Origin of the sequence: Methylophaga thiooxydans DMS010 (assembly GCF_000156355.1) — a bacterium.
GTDB lineage: Bacteria > Pseudomonadota > Gammaproteobacteria > Nitrosococcales > Methylophagaceae > Methylophaga > Methylophaga thiooxydans.
Map to the genome: position 1 here is coordinate 1 of NZ_GG657895.1, position 15737 is coordinate 15737.

A 15737-nucleotide genomic window follows, 5' to 3' on the forward strand; every position below is an offset into this window, starting at 1 on the left:
TGGCGAAACTACTCCTCGCTTAACCAAACGTCTCAGCAAAATCCTAGCGACTTGGTCTGGCTTCATACCTCCAAGAGTGGTGAACTCGACCTCTGGCTTATGAGGGTCACCTAGATCACCATAAACCCGAACCACACCACCAACTTCATGGTACTCAGACTCATAGAGCTTCCCTTCGACCTCAACAGAAACAAAACCAGACATAACAAACTCCAAACTAACTATAGGTAATTAATGATCTATTTAAGCTGCTTTATATAAGAAGTAAATGCAGAAGATTCATCATAACTGCCACCTAAACGATCAAGTGGTTTTAAGTTCTCTCTAGTGAGAAACACTCTGGCAAAGAGAATGATTTGTGTGGCTTTACTGACTAAAGAGTCAACCTCTCTAACCCACTTCGCCCATTTCTCTAAATCTTGATAACTGAGCTGATTTATATCGGCATCTCTCAATTGATTGAGATTGCTTTCAAGCTGAATAACCACCAACTCTCTGATGTCGTTCTCATCATACAAAGCCTCTAAGCCAGCAATTTCAGCAACAGGACGTTCAACATAATGAGGCCTTTCAAGGGTTACATTTTGAGCAGCCTCAATAGCTTCAACCTCTTGCACAGTAGCTTTCACGGTAATTATAAGTTGATTACTCCGTGTCTTGATCATGCTAGACAAGGCTTTAGATATGGTAGGAAATTTATTCTGTTTAAACGGGCTAAGTTTAGAATTAGCCCAATTGGCACCTTTTTCCTGAGCCTTTAGTTCCGAAACCTGTTGTTGAACAGAATCAATATCAAACTCTCTTAATGTGGCACGGTTTTCAGATTCAGTAACAAAACGGTCGAAGCGTTTCGATAGAGTGTTGAATTCAACACCGAAGTAACTGGCACCACATAACTGGCCGATGTTAGTGGTATAGCCATCTTCAGTTGAGACAATATAGCCTTTGTTATGAGGCGAATGACAAGTTGATAAACCACAACGAATTTTTTCAGTAAAAGTATAATTACCTAGAATCTCCTTTAATTTATGGTCTGATGGATCGAGGTTTTCCTCAAAACCAGCTAAGTCTTGAATATCTCCCCATGAATCAACACGGATTAAGCCTTTCTCGGTATTTAGTGTAATCATCGCTTAAGAATGTGACTCCATTTGTTAATTATCACCAATTCCATATTAGCAGCTCACGGGATGCTTTTTTATTGTGATTTCCACCTACCGTGTAATTGATATTTAAAGGCTTATTTGAGAGGCCTTTAAAGACCTTTTTAATAGTGTCGTGGTCGTTGATGCTGATGAGCATTTTGCCTTGGATAGTTTGGGCCAGTTCTGCCATGGTTTCGTATTGTTCTAAACCAAAGTCTTGACCGTAACCTGCGGTTTCATAGTACGGTGGATCCAGATAGAACAGTGTGCCTGGTCGATCATATTTCTGAATGCAGCGCTGCCAGTCTAGGTTCTCGACGTTGGTTCTGGCCAGGCGAAGGTGAGCGGCGCTCAGATCCTCCTCGATGCGGAGTAGATTGAGCCGTGGCGGACTGGTAGTGGCGGTGCCATAGCTCTGGCCGTCGACCTTGCCACCGAAGGCAAGCTTTTGCAGATAGTAGAACCTGGCTGCACGCTGGATATCGGTGAGCGTTTCGGGTGTTTTGGCTTTTTCCCATTCAAACAGTTGTCTGCTGGATAAGGCCCACTTGAACTGCCGGACGAATTCTTCAAGGTGGTGCTGAACAACCCGGTAAAGGTTGGTCAGCTCACCATTGATGTCATTAAGCACTTCGACTTTGGATGGTTCCTTTTTGTAAAAGAGCGCTGCGCCACCAGCAAAGACTTCGACGTAGCATTGATGTTCCGGAAACAGGGGCAGGATGTCTTTTGCGAGTCGGGTTTTACCGCCCATCCACGGGATAATTGGTTTGGCCATGTTTTTCCTCTATTGGTCTGGCACTCGCTGGTGCTGGATTAAGAGGCTCAATGGCCTTCAGGTTGTTGAGTGTCTTACATCGCGGACACTTGATTTCGATTTGTACGTATTCAGCTTTAGCCAGTAACCGGCTGCAGCCACCACATCTAACTTCTTTCATGTGAGCCTCTATCTGTTTGTGCTAGGCTGGCCCGGCTGCGTCGACGCGGCGGGATGGCCTTGGTTGGCTCACAGGGTATGTGCCTGTGGGTTGACGGCTCGGCAGTGTTGGCGCACTGCCGAGTCGCTGTCTCTTCCTTTACTTCAGTATTTGGTCTAGCGATTTGTATTGGCCATCTTCAAAATGAAAACGGCCAAAGAAGCGAACCAGACCATAGAACCCAACAGCTTCTATAGCTGCTGGCAATTGTAATGACCAATGCAGCCGCTTGACATCTCGCAGCATGGCTTTAAAAAAGCCTCGGTCAGCTGAGAGACGATCCTTATCACCACCACCACGTTGGTAGTTAAAATCGTGATGACGGCAACTCGCCTCGAAGAACCAGCCAAATAACAGCTTAGCAACTGGTTCGGGTAGCCAGTCAGGGCCACAGCCATTTCCAAAACTGATTTTTTGTTCCGGTGTCAGGTCTGACCAGGATATTTTTGATTGCTTAGGCATTAGCTGTAATCCACAACAATCGCGTCAATATCAGCTTGAATCACATCCGGCTGCTGCTCATCTTCGTGCTGTGTTTGAAGTGCATAGAGCAAGTCTTCATAGTCCTGCTTTTTTCCAATAGCTGGGCCAGCCACACTTTTATAATTGGACGCATTGCTAATGATTCGTCCGACTAGGGTTGCTTTATCAACGCTGGCTCTCTCTGCAACAATGAAGTCAATCAGTGGCGTCGGCGCGGCATTGTCCGACTGCCAAGCTATTGCTTCTGGCTCTTGCGTTGGGAAGCTAGCAATTTCTTCAGCCGTATAAAGACTCGTGACTGGAGCCATGGCTAGTTTGAATTTCTGAACAATCTCAGAATGCTTATTAGCAAGCCGATCATCGATTATTAGTTTTGAATCTATGACAGATTGAATTTCTGACTCATCAATTTCAGTCATGCCAGACTTAATTAAATGATCTTGTGAGCCATCGGATTCAAATGCAAAGACATTATTATTTTCGTCTTTAAAATATTTCATTATCTAAGCTCCCACCAAACATCAAATCCCGAAAGAACTCCAGCTCCGGCTTGATATGTGCTACCGTTCGGAATAATCAAATTAACGTATTGTTCATCAGAATCACCTGCGATAGTGCAGATAACTTCACCGTCAACAAGGAAATTACGAGGCCCACTGCCAGCGCTTAGAACTATCGCCAGTTGAATAGATCTACCAGTAGTGTTTGTATAAGTAACACCCTCTGAACGACTGACAAAAACGTCTTGCCAGACCTGCCCCTCGCCAATAGCCATCGTTTTGATTTTGGCATCAAGCTTGTCGGGGCTGATAATACTCTCAGTCGTATCGGTTCCCGTATTCCATGTCGTCTGATCCTGAATAGGCGTACCGGCAATCGGGTCAATATCAACAAACATCACGGTGGCTGATTTAGCCAGACCGACGACCACCTTTTCGGATGGCGCAGTTGCAGTAATTTCCCCCTCCGTACTGCCAGACAGATAATACTTGTCACCCACCGTCAGGCCGGAGAACAGCGCCGAACGACCAAACGCTTCGACCAGGCTGTTGGTGACATCCGCAAAGCCGACCATCTTCTGTTTGTCGGTACCGTCGGCAATGGCACGGTCATAGCGGCTGTTGGCAGTGTCCCAGTACACGGCATCGCCATCGGCTACTGATGGACCAAAGGTGACATCTTCCAGCCGTACAACGTGGTTGGTGGCTGAGACCAGCTTGACGATGGCTTTCTGCAGCAGGTTTAAATCACCATCATCAGGTGTGAGGCCTGCATTAGTGATGACGTTGCGTAGTGACTCGCCCATTTTGTAGAACCAATGCGCGCCGGGCCATGTCGCTGGTGTACCGGATGTAGGATCACCATTTGTTGGATAACCAACTGACGGTACTGCTGGGGCATCAGGAGGTGATGCTGAAGCATCCGCTTCATAATTACGTGGTTCCATTATTATCCTCCGTAGGAAAAAATGAGTGTGGTGTGATCGGGTTTTAATCTATGGAGTGTGCATTCGAGGCGCTTATTGCCCCATGATGCTAATGGCTCATCGACGCGGCCATTCACTCTCCAATAGCTAATCGTTTCTTCAGGCGCATTGACCTGCCATGCAAACTGCCAAGACTGCCCATAAAGCGGTTTATTGACTCGGTCTGCGACTGTCCAGCGCGAAAACTCGGTGATAGTGACTTGATAGCCAATCGATTCTGCAATGGCTATAAAATACGGGATGCTTTGCCCCCCTTTATTGGTCACTTTGGCGTATAGGCTAGCCAGTCGCTGCTGAAGGGTTTGCACGTCATCTACGCACGGATCGGGCAGCGCGTAAGCGGCTTCCCACTCATTAAGCATTTCATAGGTGGTACGCGGGTCTGCTTCGTCTAACAGGTCATCTTCACGGGCGTGAAGGATGGCAAGCTCTTCAGCGGTTGATTCGAACAAGCCGATAAAGTCAGGATCGTGTTGCAGATCGTCCCAAAGCAGGCCGCGAGGCATTAAGGCCATCAGCATAGTGAGGTATTGCTGGGTTTTTATTGCCATGTGATATCACCTGGCACGAGAATTTGGCCTAGCGTTAGCGTGACGTCTTCTGTCGGGCTAACTAAAACATGATCGGTCTCACCAGCAGCGATACTAATCGCTTCTCGGATATGGCTGACTTTGATAGTGCCTTTGCCATTACCATCTTCTGGAATCGCTTCTCGCGAAAGTAAGTCGGCTATTTCGGATTCAACGGCTGCTTTGACAACCGTGGTATTCGGTGTCAACGCGATAGTTAAATCTAAAGCGACAGGGATGGGGGCAACAACATAGATCCCGGCTGTAACAGGGTGCTGTTCAAAAATATAGTCATACACCGCTTCCACTTCAGTCGCATCAGGGATGATGCTGTCATCGTTATCTCTCACGAAACGAACGGTGACAGTGCCTTCACCCATCTCACCCGGATATTGCCATGCACGGGTAACACCTGGCACTTGTTTTGACCATCTAATGTAGTCATGTGCCGCGCCACCTTGAGCCGGTTGCTGGATGTTTTCGATATGACGTTGACGCCAACTTTCAAGCTGCTCGATGTCGGTACCATTGTTAATACCGTCTGCGTCAACGATGGCTTGGCCATTAATACCGGCAAGGGTATCGACAAAGGTTAAGGCAACGCCAGCGATGGCATTGGCTTCAGCGCCTGGCAAAACGGCTGTGACTGAAATAACGGCTTCACCACCGACAATAGTGACTTCATCATCGACTGTGTATTCAACCGCATCAGCACGTTTTAGAGTTTTACCGGCTTCGATAACAGCGCCATTGGTGCCGGTGACTTCACATTGGCCGATCGCGTATTCGAATGGGTTTCGCTCGGTGCCTTCAATTGATGCGAGACGACCAAAGTGCGCTTCATCGGCGCTATCAGGCAATAACTGCTTCGCTTTATAGGCTTGATAGCCATACATCTCATGCATGCCACCCGCCATGACCGTGGCAAAGATATTAAACGGTGAACGGCGCAGACGTGGCTGACCATCGGTTCTGCTATCAATATTCGCCGTTAAACGGGCATGTAATTCTGCCAATGAAGGACGTTTAAACGCCATTGAAAGCCTCCCAGGCATAATTGAAATTTAAAAGCTGGCCGTCTGCTGTTTCGATGTCGATATCTAAGGCTAACCATTCAGCGCGTGGGTAACTGGCTGTGACTTGCACGGAATCAACCACTTCATCATCAATGAGATGCTGCAAGGCTTCATCGGCATAGTCTTCAGCGGCTTTTCGCACAGGCTCGGTTTGCTTTTCACGTTGTAACAACCAAAGCCGTGAGCCGATCAAGTCACCAGAAACAGACGCCAAGGCATCGCCCCACCAGCCACGTTTATCATTGGTGCCATCGGGGATGACGTCATCTGAGTCGGCTTGTCTGTCAGTGAAAAGCGCCACGATGACGGCTGTTTCCAGTATCGCGACGTAGGTAATTTTTAATGGATCGGTTTCCAGCACAAAGCGTGGACGACCATTTTTATTCACCATTTTGATAACAAAATCCATCATGGTGTCATACTCTGATTAGGGTTACTGGTGGTGCCGCCACTATCGCCATTATGATTGTGGCCGTTATAAGTAGAACGCATGCTCGCCATGGTCAGACCATCGCTATCGACGTGATCGATAATGTCGCCGGTGACGTTCAGTTGGCCTTCGATACGAAAAACCGGCACTTTGGCCGTGATTTGTGTGTTGGCAATCAACTCCATCAGGCCACCCTGCTTGAGGTGAACGAGTTGTCCTTGACTATCGTAGAGTGCAACTTCGCCCGGCTTGAGACTGACTTGACGATAGCGCTTATCATCCATCTTGATGCAAACATAGCCATTGGTTTTACCGCCAATAGCCGCGACGACACCTTTTGCTCCGGGTAGTGGCACGGATGTTATGCCGTAATCTTGAATGCGAGGCACCTCAATCACCTCACCAGATAAGGTTTCGATCTGCACCATTTGAATCGGTGGTGCGTCATTGACTTTAAGCAAGGCACCGACACGTAGCATTTGTTGCAGGCCACGTTTTAATGGTGACAGTAATTTCTGTAAGCGACGCATTACCAGACACCGCCTTCATCGTTTGGCTCTGGCAGGGCTTGTAGTTCAAACGCTTCAGGCAAACCAAGGATCAGCTCAGCGCGCAGCCCTTTATCATCAACTATATAGGTGATGCCTACGATCAATAGGTCACGATTGACATTCAGGTAGTGGTCTTTCACTGCGATAAGGCAATTGGGTTCGATCAATTCATCGTCTAAATACCAGCTCAGCATCGTGTAATTAAATGTCTGAGCTTTCGCTGCAGAAATATTTCTATGCCATGTGGCTCTGGCTTTGCAGCCAGCGGCATCTAAGGCATCTTCAGCTAGAATAATTTTAGGTCGATGACGAGTAACGGCTTTATCTGCCACGGTAGCTGACACCGATACCGTATCTATCCAGGCACTGCTGGTTTGGCCTTTAACCGTGTAGTGACTAAAGCGTTCGCGTGATGAGCGTTTACGACTACCGGCTTTAATGTTGACACCGGTTTCTAAACTGCCTTTCAGGCGTCGGGTTCCGGAACGTGTGATTTTTAGGCCACCCAAACCATCAGACACTAGCAGTACTGCTCTGATTTTAGCGACGGTATCGAGCACTTCAAAGGTGCTTTCACCTTCATCTGATTTCATTGTGGCAAACGGTTTGCTGGTATCAACCGTTGAGGACACCGGAATACCGTATGGCTCACAGAGTACTGACGCACCCTCTAATTGGTTACGACCAGCCCACTGAAACGATGGCGCGCTACAATCAACCAGGTCACCGGTTGCATCACGCCCTGCTACTTGAATGCCATTAGTGCTGTCATCATAGCTATGATCAACTTCATCAATATAGCCAGTGATGACCGTGTGATCATCAATCGTCACCTTGCAGGAATCGCCATCGTTAATAGGGCGTGGCGCGCTGTTTTCAGACCATTTATCAGTCAGCTTGAGATTAAACTCATTCGCAATTTGAACAATTGAACGATTGATCCGAACCTCTTCCCAGCCATACCAGTCCAGACCATTCACTTTCAAGGCGACATCATGCATCCAACACCTCCAAAGTCTGACCACCGGGTACAAATCCGGGGTGACCGATGTTATTGCGAGAGACGATATCGGTTGCACGATCAGCGTCTTGGTAGAGCTGATGCGCAATCACTAATGAGGGCAATGTCGCTTGTGGTGTATAGCGACGAACTTGCTTGAGGTTGGCGGCACGTTCTGTCAGGTCTTGAACCATGGAAGCCCGTAAATCTTGCAGTGCGATATAGGTCTCATCGTCTGCCGCTTGCATTTGCTCATCTAATACCTCAGACAGTTCATCACGTGCGGCAATCGCATCTTGAGCCGAGTCATAATCACGGGTACTAGCCACTCTGGCCGCTTCAATTTGTGATGATTGTTGTACCAGGTTAATGATTGCCTGCTGATTTGAGGCTTGCTGAACACGACTTGGCGTGGTGGTTGGCACGGCGGCTGATTCGCTACCAAAGCTGAACAGTTTACGAAACTGAGTCATGGCAGAAAGACTGCCGACACTGCCAATCACCTGCCCCGCTAAGGCATCGGGCAAACCAACAAAATCGGCAATGGTGGCATCGATAACACCTAATCCGGAAAAGCGTGACTCGATATCGGATAAGACGGTTTTCGCCTGTTCTTTCACCCAACCTGGAAAGCCGGTAACGCTGTATGCCGATGTAAATTGTTGCTTCACTACAGCTTGTGCGTTTTTGGCCGCTGCATTGACGCGTTGTTGCGTGTCAACTTTTGATGTTGGCTTGGCGCGTGACTCAGCTTTGTAAAAAGTCAGAGTAAATCGGGCAATACCACCTTCTTTATTGGTTTCACGCAAACTGCTGGGGCCAGCCTGCACACGGACACGTCCGAGGTAACGATGAACTAAGGTGCCAGAGCCTTTTTTGTTTAAAGCCTCAATCAGTTTGTCACGCTGCTGCCTGTAATCTTCACCCACTACAAAAGCAGGAAAGGAGTACACAGCATCTTTGCCGCCTAAGTCTTCGGCATAGGCATCATCTTTAAAGGGATAATCATGCAACTGGACACGGCGACCAAATTCGAGCGTATGGTCATCAACATAAAACTCAACGCCACGGAATGAGGATTGTTGAAGTTGCTCGCGCCATGTCAATACTTGTTCGGCCATTACAGATTCCCCACTGTAGGGCCAGTATCGACATTAATATCCATGTCATCGCTTTGGATATTTTTGACCTGGACACGCTTATCGGTGACTTCAATTTGCAGTTGGCTGCGTTTTTCCGCACTTAATGCGGCCTGAGCATTATCATTACCAAACAAAGCCAAGGCTTTAGCAATCGAACGGCCTAATGCGTCAGCAAACTCAGTGCCTTCTAATGCATTATCATAAATAACCTTACCGGCTCCGTAACCTGCCAAACCAGCAGCGCCAACTGCTAAACCAGCAGTACCCATCGCTCCGGCACCCATCGCTGCTATTGTTTTCATATTTGGCGCTGCTCTAAGCATTTGCCTACGATTAGGTTTTTTTACTTTTGGTTTCTTTTTTGGATCCATACCCGTTGGATCCATGCCGCCGCGCATATTGACAACATAAACAGGCGTTACCCCATCCATCCCGCCTAGTGCACCACCCATGGCGGATTTAGCTTTGCTGCCTTTAACAAAGTCGGAGATACCCTTGCCACCTTTATAGAGTTTCCTCGCTAGGATAGCTGTGCCACCGACTGCAACCAGACCTGCTGCACCTTTGATGAGCATATCCAGTGTTTCTTTATCAATGTCATTGATCGTGTCCGCCAATGATTGAATGTAGGTAGTCAGGTTTGAGTCAGCAAATTGTTGCCAGGCAGTGTAGAGGTTTCGCATAGCGCCTGCGGCATCATTTGCTGCTCTGGTCGAGTCTTCTAATGTGGTGGTGCCATCAGCGTGGACATTCATGAATTTATCTAAGCTTTCCAGCCCACCAGTGCGCTGGAACTCGGCAGTGGAAGAATTGAATGCACGCATGGCTTCTGCATCAAACACGGTGCTTAACAGTGTTTTTTTGCCTTGTGTTTTTTTGATAATGTCGACCATGATTTCATTGATTGGTCGCAACACTTCTTCGCCACGACTTAAAGCTTCAGCATCAAATATTTTGATGCCGCCGCTTTTGAGCATGTCTATTTTCTTAGCATCACTCAGTGTCCGCATTAAGGCTTCAAAAGCCGTCGCTGCCATCTCTGATGAGCCGGTACCCTGACGGATAACCTGCAATGCCGCACCCATCTCACGAATAGCAGGAATACCTTGCCGCCCCATCGAGGTGTAAGCGGTGACAACACGAGGGCCTAATGCCGCAATATTTTGCAAGGTGAACGCGCCTTCTTTACCTTGCACATTGAGTGTGTCGAGTGCCGTAAGCACGTCTTTTTCCAAGACGATGCCCATTTTCTGGAACTCACCTAGCACTTCACCAATCGATGTGCCTTCTGCACCGGTTGCCTGGATGGCTAAACCAATGTTGCGGATATTGGCTTCAGCAAAGTCCAGGTCACCGGTTTTCTCGACAATAGATTCAATCGCGCTGGTGATTTGACTTGGGTCAACTCTGATGTCGGGTGATTGTGCCGTTTCATAGATTTTCTTTTTCAGTTCATCGATTGCTTCAGCACCGATATTGGCTTGAATGCCTAGCCGAGTGAAGCGACGCTCAAGCGAGACTAAAAACTTGGCTGTTCCGGCACCAGCGGCACCGGTCAATAGTGCGGTGTAACGATTGCCTAACTTATCAAGCCCGTTACCAAAGCTGCTGACACTTCTACGCAACACGCCCATTTGACGTTGGCCTGTTTTGCTAAAGCGTTTCCAACGGTCTTCATTAACACGCATCTGGCGGCCGAAGTTACCTCCGGCGTTGATGTTGATGCTGGTTGTTAAGTCGTTTTGGCTCATCGTTTCATTAGCTGCGTATAAAAGAGTCTTAAAGGTCTATTTAATGTGTAGTTAAGAGGCGTCTGGCTGTACTGGCTGAACTTAATCGTCTGCCAGTTCAGGTTCTCCGCCAGACGCATCATGCTTCCCCCGCTGCATGACAGACTCCAGCACTGCCTGGTCTAATCGTTCTGCATGAAACTGAAGCAGCTCAAAATCTTCACGGTGAAATTTACGCAGGTCATCAATATCAACAATGCCGTCATAATCACCAATAGATTCAATCTGCTTCGCCAAGGTATGAAGCCCCATCAATGTCGGACTGACAGCAAACACATAGCCATCATCTGATGCCGTGACACGTTCAGACGCTAGCCCCGCATCAATGATGTCTCCAGGGGTTAACTCTCGCAGCAAGACTGTAGTGTGGGTTTTATCGCCCATTTTGACGCCGTGTTCGAGTGAAATTGTTATCGTGGCCATGCGTTTATACCTTCTCCGCCATATCGCCTGACATCTCGACATCCGCACTGGTCATGCCATGCTCAATCACATTCACAGTGAAGGCGTTACGCATTAAATAACGTTGGCCGGTATCAGTGATAAACGTGACGGTTTTGTTTTTCCACTTATTCACCTCTGTCACGTCAACCGTTGACGTGAGCAGGATTTTAAACTTCAGGTTCGGTGGTGAATCTGATTCGGTGAAATAGGTTTTGCCACCATGGCTCGACGGTTCTCTTGAAACACCACCCGGATCTAACGTGGCTTCGTTTTCTGACTCAATAACACCGCCGTCAATTCTGACTTTTACTTTTCCTGTGACTTGTTCGCTCATTGCTTACTCCTAAATTTAACGACGATATTCAGTGTGCACAGCCGTGACACGTAGGTTATTGATGAGTTTTGGTGAGTCATACATATCCAGACGGTCTGGATCGTCATCATGAATTTCAGCGATGATTGTGGCTTTATAACCTTCATAATCCTGGCACCAGCCGCGATCCATAAAGACGGTATACAAGGCTAAAAACTCATCTTCCATGGCATTAGGCGTCACCACCGCCTGACCGGCTGGAATATCAAAATCATCATCCGCCAGCTTGTGACGCGGGAATTTTTGAGACACCATTGCCCGTTGCTCAAAGCGGATGCGTTCTAATGTTTCTGCCGTGTTGATGTTGAGATAACTGTCATCAGCAAAGCCGGACGCATTGGTTTGATACATACTGATTTGACGTTCAATTCGTACCAATCCACCACGATCAACACTGTAAGTAGCAATACCATCGAACAGCAGCTGATTACGCTCGGTACCATCCCAACGCAGTTCTTTTTTCGGTGGCTTAATACCAGGCAATGCCAGCGTTCTTAGCTGACGTGCCGGGTCAATTTGCAAGGAAGCGGCAGCGACAACACAATTGACGCCAGCCCATAGATAAGGCGGAGTCGGTGAGTCATTGGTACCCATGCAGGTGACGTGTGGGCCATTTCGTCCACTGCCAAAAGTCCCGGTTTCTGAGTGGGTGCCTTTAAACGCAGTAAATGCCCGAAAGCCGATGGCACGCATTGGCCCCCAGCGACTTTCTGCTTCGGCTTCTAGCACCACTAAGTTGGCTGTATCGGTATAAGGCACTGCAAGCCAGTTGTACCATTCATCACCAATAGCAGTGAACACATCAGTAAGATCAGGATTACCGGTACCGCCAGACATGGCCACAAAGGTGAGGCCGACACCATCAGGCAAGGCTTCATCGTAGAAATTGAGTCGCATATCAATATCGTTGCCGGTTTCACCTTTCCACTTACAAGTGATATCGACCTCAGTCGACTCTGCACCATTAACTTCGGCTGTTACCGGTAAGGTCGTCTCTGCCGTAATGGCTGCAACGATAGCGCTGGCAATATCTTCATCCGTGTCAGCAGCGTCAACACCAATGAGTAAGCGATAGCCTGCGATGTAAAGAAAGACTGTGCCTCCTCGCGTGGCCGGGCCAGTAACGGTGATTGACCCGGTTGCTTGTTCACCGCCTGATGCATCATCTAAAGCCAAGAACCACTTTTCAGTAAACTGATCGGCATTGATTTGTGCCTTGCCCATTTCAGCCAACATAGAGCCTCGACCAAAATACGCTTCCAATTCTTCAGGGCTATTGGCACGAACTGCTTGCCCCGCTGGAATCGTGCCGGTTGACAGTCGCTGACCGATAACCAGCATTTTAAAATCAATATTGGCATTACCTGCCAACCGATTACTGAACTCAATGGCTGTAAACGGTAGACGTAATTTTTCAGGAATCGTATCAAAAGAAATAGCCATGCTTATGCATCCTTATCAGTTGAATCTGTGGGTTTGGCAGCAACGGCTTTTTTGGCATCCGTTTTAGCCTTGGCCAACGCTTTTTTAATGTCGGCGTCACTGGTTAGCTCAATCGCATCACCGTCTTTTATCCGCTTCAGGTAATACACTTCACGTGGCACGTATTCACCGTGCTGATTTAACAGACCGCCGCGTAGCTTTCGCACATTGACAGCCTGCTTGGCGGGTTTGATAAAAATTCGGTCTGGCATGGTTTATTGCTCCAATGTTATGTGGTCAATAGCGTCGGGTTCGTCGTCGCCGTCGACCAATGAATGTTCAGCATGAAAGGTGACAAAATCAGCCAACGTTGATGGGTCAAAGTCATTAGGAAATGGCATATTTGGCAACTCAAAAGTGACGGCATACATCGTGGCTTTGAAGCTTTGCTCCAGCTGCATTGAAAACAGATTCCTGACATTCTTCAGCGCCAGTGAACCGACCCCTGCAATCGTCGATTCATGCAGCTTAGGAATCAGTGCCGCTAAAATGTCATAAGCACCAATGGTGGTTGTGTCACCTCGACGCCGGGCGCTGTGGTTACCAACGTGACGGGTGATGACATACACATCAAAACGGCCATTGAGGCTACCGCGTGAGTTGCCTTGACCACCGAGAAACGTGGTGTAAACGCCCGGCGTTCTGTTTGAGGCAACCAACTGTTTCAGTACTGCCAAGTTCAACGCGCTGGGTAACACTTCAGCAGCGCTTAATGTATTGCCAAATAACGCCTGTGCTTTTTCAATGATGTGATCTTCAACGGTGCTAATGCTGTTCATATAAAGCTCTTATCTTTACGGTTAAAGACATTGCCACCGGTGTTGATTTTCACTGTGTTTTGGCTGAGAGGTTTGGCACCTTCTGTACTGATACCAATGCTCAATTCGCCACGGGCGATGCTTTTGAGTGACTTGACTGCTTCGTTGTACCGGTCTTTTACTTCATCGGGCGCTAGATTTTCGTACAAGTAATAGCGTGTAATTTCGCAAGCAATACGCACCAATGACCTTGGCAGCGGGTCAATCGGCAGGCTGTAACGGCCACCCAGATAACCATCAATCATGCTGTCTGAGTCGGCAATGGCTAAATTAATGACGTCCGTGTCCAGCTGACCCGTGTTTTGCTTATCCGTAAGCTGGATCAGTTCATCCTCTCCATATCGGGTGACCAGGTCTTGTTGTGTGCAGTAAGGCATCGTTGAGATATCCGCTTATAGCTCGACAACGCTGAACATCGGATCGGCTTCCAGGATGGCGACCTCTTCTTCGCTCAGCTCGACATCATCACTGCCTGACCAGGCACGACCTAAACGACGAAACCCATCCCGCATCACGGTCACACGGTAGTGTGGTAAAGCGTTCTGTTTGGTGCTTGGTTTAGAATCAGGGTCACTGTCGGTTGTAGTGGTTGTTGTGGTTGTGCTGTTTTTGTCTGAGTCACCGCCACCCCCATTATCATCAGCTTCTGAATTCGTTTTAGACTGAGCCTGCTTTTCGTCCTGAATGACTTTCCAGGCTTCATCACGCTCTTTGGCTGTAATGCTGTCCAGACCATCAAACTTTTTCAGTTCTTCGACGGTAGGCTTTTTGTCGAATGCCTTCTCACGTAGCAGTTGTAGTAAGTTTTCCATCATGCGTTCCTTATCTTGGTTATCAGGGCGGAAAACCGCCCTGATAAAGTTGTCTTAAAGGCTGATTAACTACGCGCCGCCGGTGGAACCGACAGACAGTTGCCAGAAGCCATACACGCCAGTCGCTCGCGCTTCGGCACCAAACTTGTATTCACGCTTATTGAATACATCATCGTTTTCCATATCCGTCTGGCTGACGAAGACAGGCTTCTTACGCATCTGGATAATGAAAGGCTTCACAGCGTTGCGGGTGTGGTGGAGGAACCAGACAGTATCAGACGTTAACCCCGGATTGACTTCAATTTTGGCTGTGCCTTTGTAGGGGTTCGGGCTGTCATCGTCGAGCTTGTCGGCTTCGACCAATTTACGTGCGACAGCTTCCAAAGCCGGTGGCACTTCGAGCAAGTCGGGTACCAGACGCAATGGCATGCCTTCGTCATCGGTGAACTTCATCATTGCAGTACGTGCCGCACCGTAAGACGCCGCTGCAGCCGCTGATGTTGCCGCGCTCAATGCCACTGTCAGTTTGTTCGATACCGAATCTTCATTCACTTCATGATCGGTGTCATAGAAGTACTGACCATCAAGACCTTCATTAATAAAGGCGTTGTTTTTCAGATCGTCCAAGATGATGTCGTGCAGTTCACCCGCTGAGTCACCCGCCATATTGGCTTGGGTGTTGTAGATACCCAAGGTGTCATCTTCGATATCGTTACGATCAACCGCGATGGTCGTTTCCCAATCTTCATTGGTGGCAGTGTATTTACCGGCTTTCAAGGCTTTGACATGCTTTTCACCCACCCATTTACGCATTTTCGGGAAACGTTCTAACCAGGCGTAGTCTTCGGTCTTGGTGCTAGACATGACCTCCATCGCAGTCAGTTGCCAGTTACTGGTTCGGGCTTTGAGTGCGTTATGGAAGACGGTTTTCAGGCCAATAAAAATATCTTGAATAGCCTGTTTGTTAATGATGATGCCGCCAAACGCCAGCATTGGCATTGCATCACCCATCATGGCCGTATTCAATGAGGCAGGGCCGGTCATTAGGCTGGCTGGCAATGACCAGTCAGCCGCCATCGCGGAGGTCATCATTACGAGAGCGCCGACGATGGCCATCGGCAAGAGAATCAGTTTTTTCATGGTGTCATCCTTATTAATT

22 protein-coding genes are annotated in these 15737 nt (G+C 48.1%); all 22 read right to left on the bottom strand.

Going from position 1 to position 15737, the window contains the following annotated elements:
• Window positions 1-204, bottom strand: a 204-nt coding sequence (locus tag MDMS009_RS05475; protein WP_008290359.1) for a hypothetical protein, incomplete at its 3' end; no start/stop codon positions are given.
• Between the two features lie 35 nt (window positions 205-239).
• Window positions 240-1130, bottom strand: a complete 891-nt coding sequence (locus MDMS009_RS05480) for a hypothetical protein (RefSeq protein WP_008290170.1) — start codon at window positions 1128-1130, stop codon at window positions 240-242.
• Window positions 1131-1161: 31 nt separating this feature from the next.
• Entirely contained in the window at window positions 1162-1923 is a 762-nt protein-coding gene (locus tag MDMS009_RS05485) for a DNA adenine methylase (RefSeq protein WP_008290345.1), read from the bottom strand.
• Complete coding sequence (locus tag MDMS009_RS16710; protein WP_081443579.1) at window positions 1889-2083, bottom strand: Com family DNA-binding transcriptional regulator; 195 nt, start codon at window positions 2081-2083, stop codon at window positions 1889-1891. Before MDMS009_RS16710 ends, MDMS009_RS05485 begins: the two co-directional genes overlap by 35 nt.
• Window positions 2084-2221: 138 nt before the next feature.
• Window positions 2222-2584 (bottom strand): hypothetical protein, encoded by a 363-nt coding sequence (locus tag MDMS009_RS05490; RefSeq protein WP_008290144.1) that lies wholly within the window; start codon window positions 2582-2584, stop codon window positions 2222-2224.
• Complete coding sequence (locus tag MDMS009_RS05495; RefSeq protein ID WP_008290664.1) at window positions 2584-3105, bottom strand: hypothetical protein; 522 nt, start codon at window positions 3103-3105, stop codon at window positions 2584-2586. The genes MDMS009_RS05490 and MDMS009_RS05495 overlap by 1 nt, the downstream gene beginning before the upstream one ends.
• A complete protein-coding gene (locus MDMS009_RS15780) occupies window positions 3105-4052 on the bottom strand; it encodes a hypothetical protein (RefSeq protein ID WP_008290149.1) in 948 nt (315 codons plus the stop codon). The genes MDMS009_RS05495 and MDMS009_RS15780 overlap by 1 nt, the downstream gene beginning before the upstream one ends.
• Window positions 4053-4054: 2 nt before the next feature.
• Entirely contained in the window at window positions 4055-4642 is a 588-nt protein-coding gene (locus tag MDMS009_RS05505) for a YmfQ family protein (RefSeq protein WP_008290129.1), read from the bottom strand.
• The gene (locus MDMS009_RS05510; protein WP_008290140.1) at window positions 4633-5697 is read right to left on the bottom strand and encodes a baseplate J/gp47 family protein; all 1065 of its coding nucleotides are present in this window, start codon (window positions 5695-5697) and stop codon (window positions 4633-4635) included. Before MDMS009_RS05510 ends, MDMS009_RS05505 begins: the two co-directional genes overlap by 10 nt.
• Entirely contained in the window at window positions 5687-6148 is a 462-nt protein-coding gene (locus MDMS009_RS05515; protein ID WP_008290120.1) for a phage GP46 family protein, read from the bottom strand. The genes MDMS009_RS05510 and MDMS009_RS05515 overlap by 11 nt, the downstream gene beginning before the upstream one ends.
• Window positions 6145-6696, bottom strand: coding sequence for a phage baseplate assembly protein V (locus MDMS009_RS05520; protein ID WP_008290167.1), 552 nt, complete (start codon window positions 6694-6696; stop codon window positions 6145-6147). The genes MDMS009_RS05515 and MDMS009_RS05520 overlap by 4 nt, the downstream gene beginning before the upstream one ends.
• Window positions 6696-7718 (bottom strand): phage baseplate assembly protein, encoded by a 1023-nt coding sequence (locus tag MDMS009_RS05525; protein WP_008290121.1) that lies wholly within the window; start codon window positions 7716-7718, stop codon window positions 6696-6698. Before MDMS009_RS05525 ends, MDMS009_RS05520 begins: the two co-directional genes overlap by 1 nt.
• Entirely contained in the window at window positions 7711-8838 is a 1128-nt protein-coding gene (locus MDMS009_RS05530; RefSeq protein ID WP_008290153.1) for a DNA circularization protein, read from the bottom strand. Before MDMS009_RS05530 ends, MDMS009_RS05525 begins: the two co-directional genes overlap by 8 nt.
• Window positions 8838-10610, bottom strand: coding sequence for a phage tail tape measure protein (locus MDMS009_RS05535; protein ID WP_008290161.1), 1773 nt, complete (start codon window positions 10608-10610; stop codon window positions 8838-8840). The genes MDMS009_RS05530 and MDMS009_RS05535 overlap by 1 nt, the downstream gene beginning before the upstream one ends.
• An 81-nt stretch (window positions 10611-10691) precedes the next feature.
• The gene (locus MDMS009_RS05540) at window positions 10692-11072 is read right to left on the bottom strand and encodes a phage tail assembly protein (RefSeq protein WP_043887794.1); all 381 of its coding nucleotides are present in this window, start codon (window positions 11070-11072) and stop codon (window positions 10692-10694) included.
• Window positions 11073-11076: 4 nt separating this feature from the next.
• Entirely contained in the window at window positions 11077-11427 is a 351-nt protein-coding gene (locus MDMS009_RS05545; RefSeq protein ID WP_008290154.1) for a phage tail tube protein, read from the bottom strand.
• A 15-nt stretch (window positions 11428-11442) separates the two neighbouring features.
• Window positions 11443-12909 (bottom strand): phage tail sheath subtilisin-like domain-containing protein, encoded by a 1467-nt coding sequence (locus MDMS009_RS05550; protein WP_008290164.1) that lies wholly within the window; start codon window positions 12907-12909, stop codon window positions 11443-11445.
• Window positions 12910-12911: 2 nt separating this feature from the next.
• The gene (locus MDMS009_RS05555) at window positions 12912-13160 is read right to left on the bottom strand and encodes a DUF2635 domain-containing protein (protein ID WP_008290139.1); all 249 of its coding nucleotides are present in this window, start codon (window positions 13158-13160) and stop codon (window positions 12912-12914) included.
• A gap of 3 nt (window positions 13161-13163) precedes the next feature.
• The gene (locus MDMS009_RS05560; protein ID WP_008290165.1) at window positions 13164-13727 is read right to left on the bottom strand and encodes a phage protein Gp37; all 564 of its coding nucleotides are present in this window, start codon (window positions 13725-13727) and stop codon (window positions 13164-13166) included.
• Window positions 13724-14143 carry a gp436 family protein gene (locus MDMS009_RS05565; protein WP_008290132.1) on the bottom strand — a complete coding sequence of 140 codons (420 nt, stop codon included), beginning with the start codon at window positions 14141-14143 and terminating at the stop codon, window positions 13724-13726. Before MDMS009_RS05565 ends, MDMS009_RS05560 begins: the two co-directional genes overlap by 4 nt.
• Before the next feature lie 15 nt (window positions 14144-14158).
• Window positions 14159-14581: a hypothetical protein gene (locus tag MDMS009_RS05570; RefSeq protein WP_008290141.1), complete on the bottom strand. Its 423-nt coding sequence runs from the start codon at window positions 14579-14581 to the stop codon at window positions 14159-14161.
• 66 nt (window positions 14582-14647) lie between these two features.
• The gene (locus MDMS009_RS05575; RefSeq protein WP_008290173.1) at window positions 14648-15718 is read right to left on the bottom strand and encodes a Mu-like prophage major head subunit gpT family protein; all 1071 of its coding nucleotides are present in this window, start codon (window positions 15716-15718) and stop codon (window positions 14648-14650) included.
• Window positions 15719-15737 lie beyond the last annotated feature (19 nt).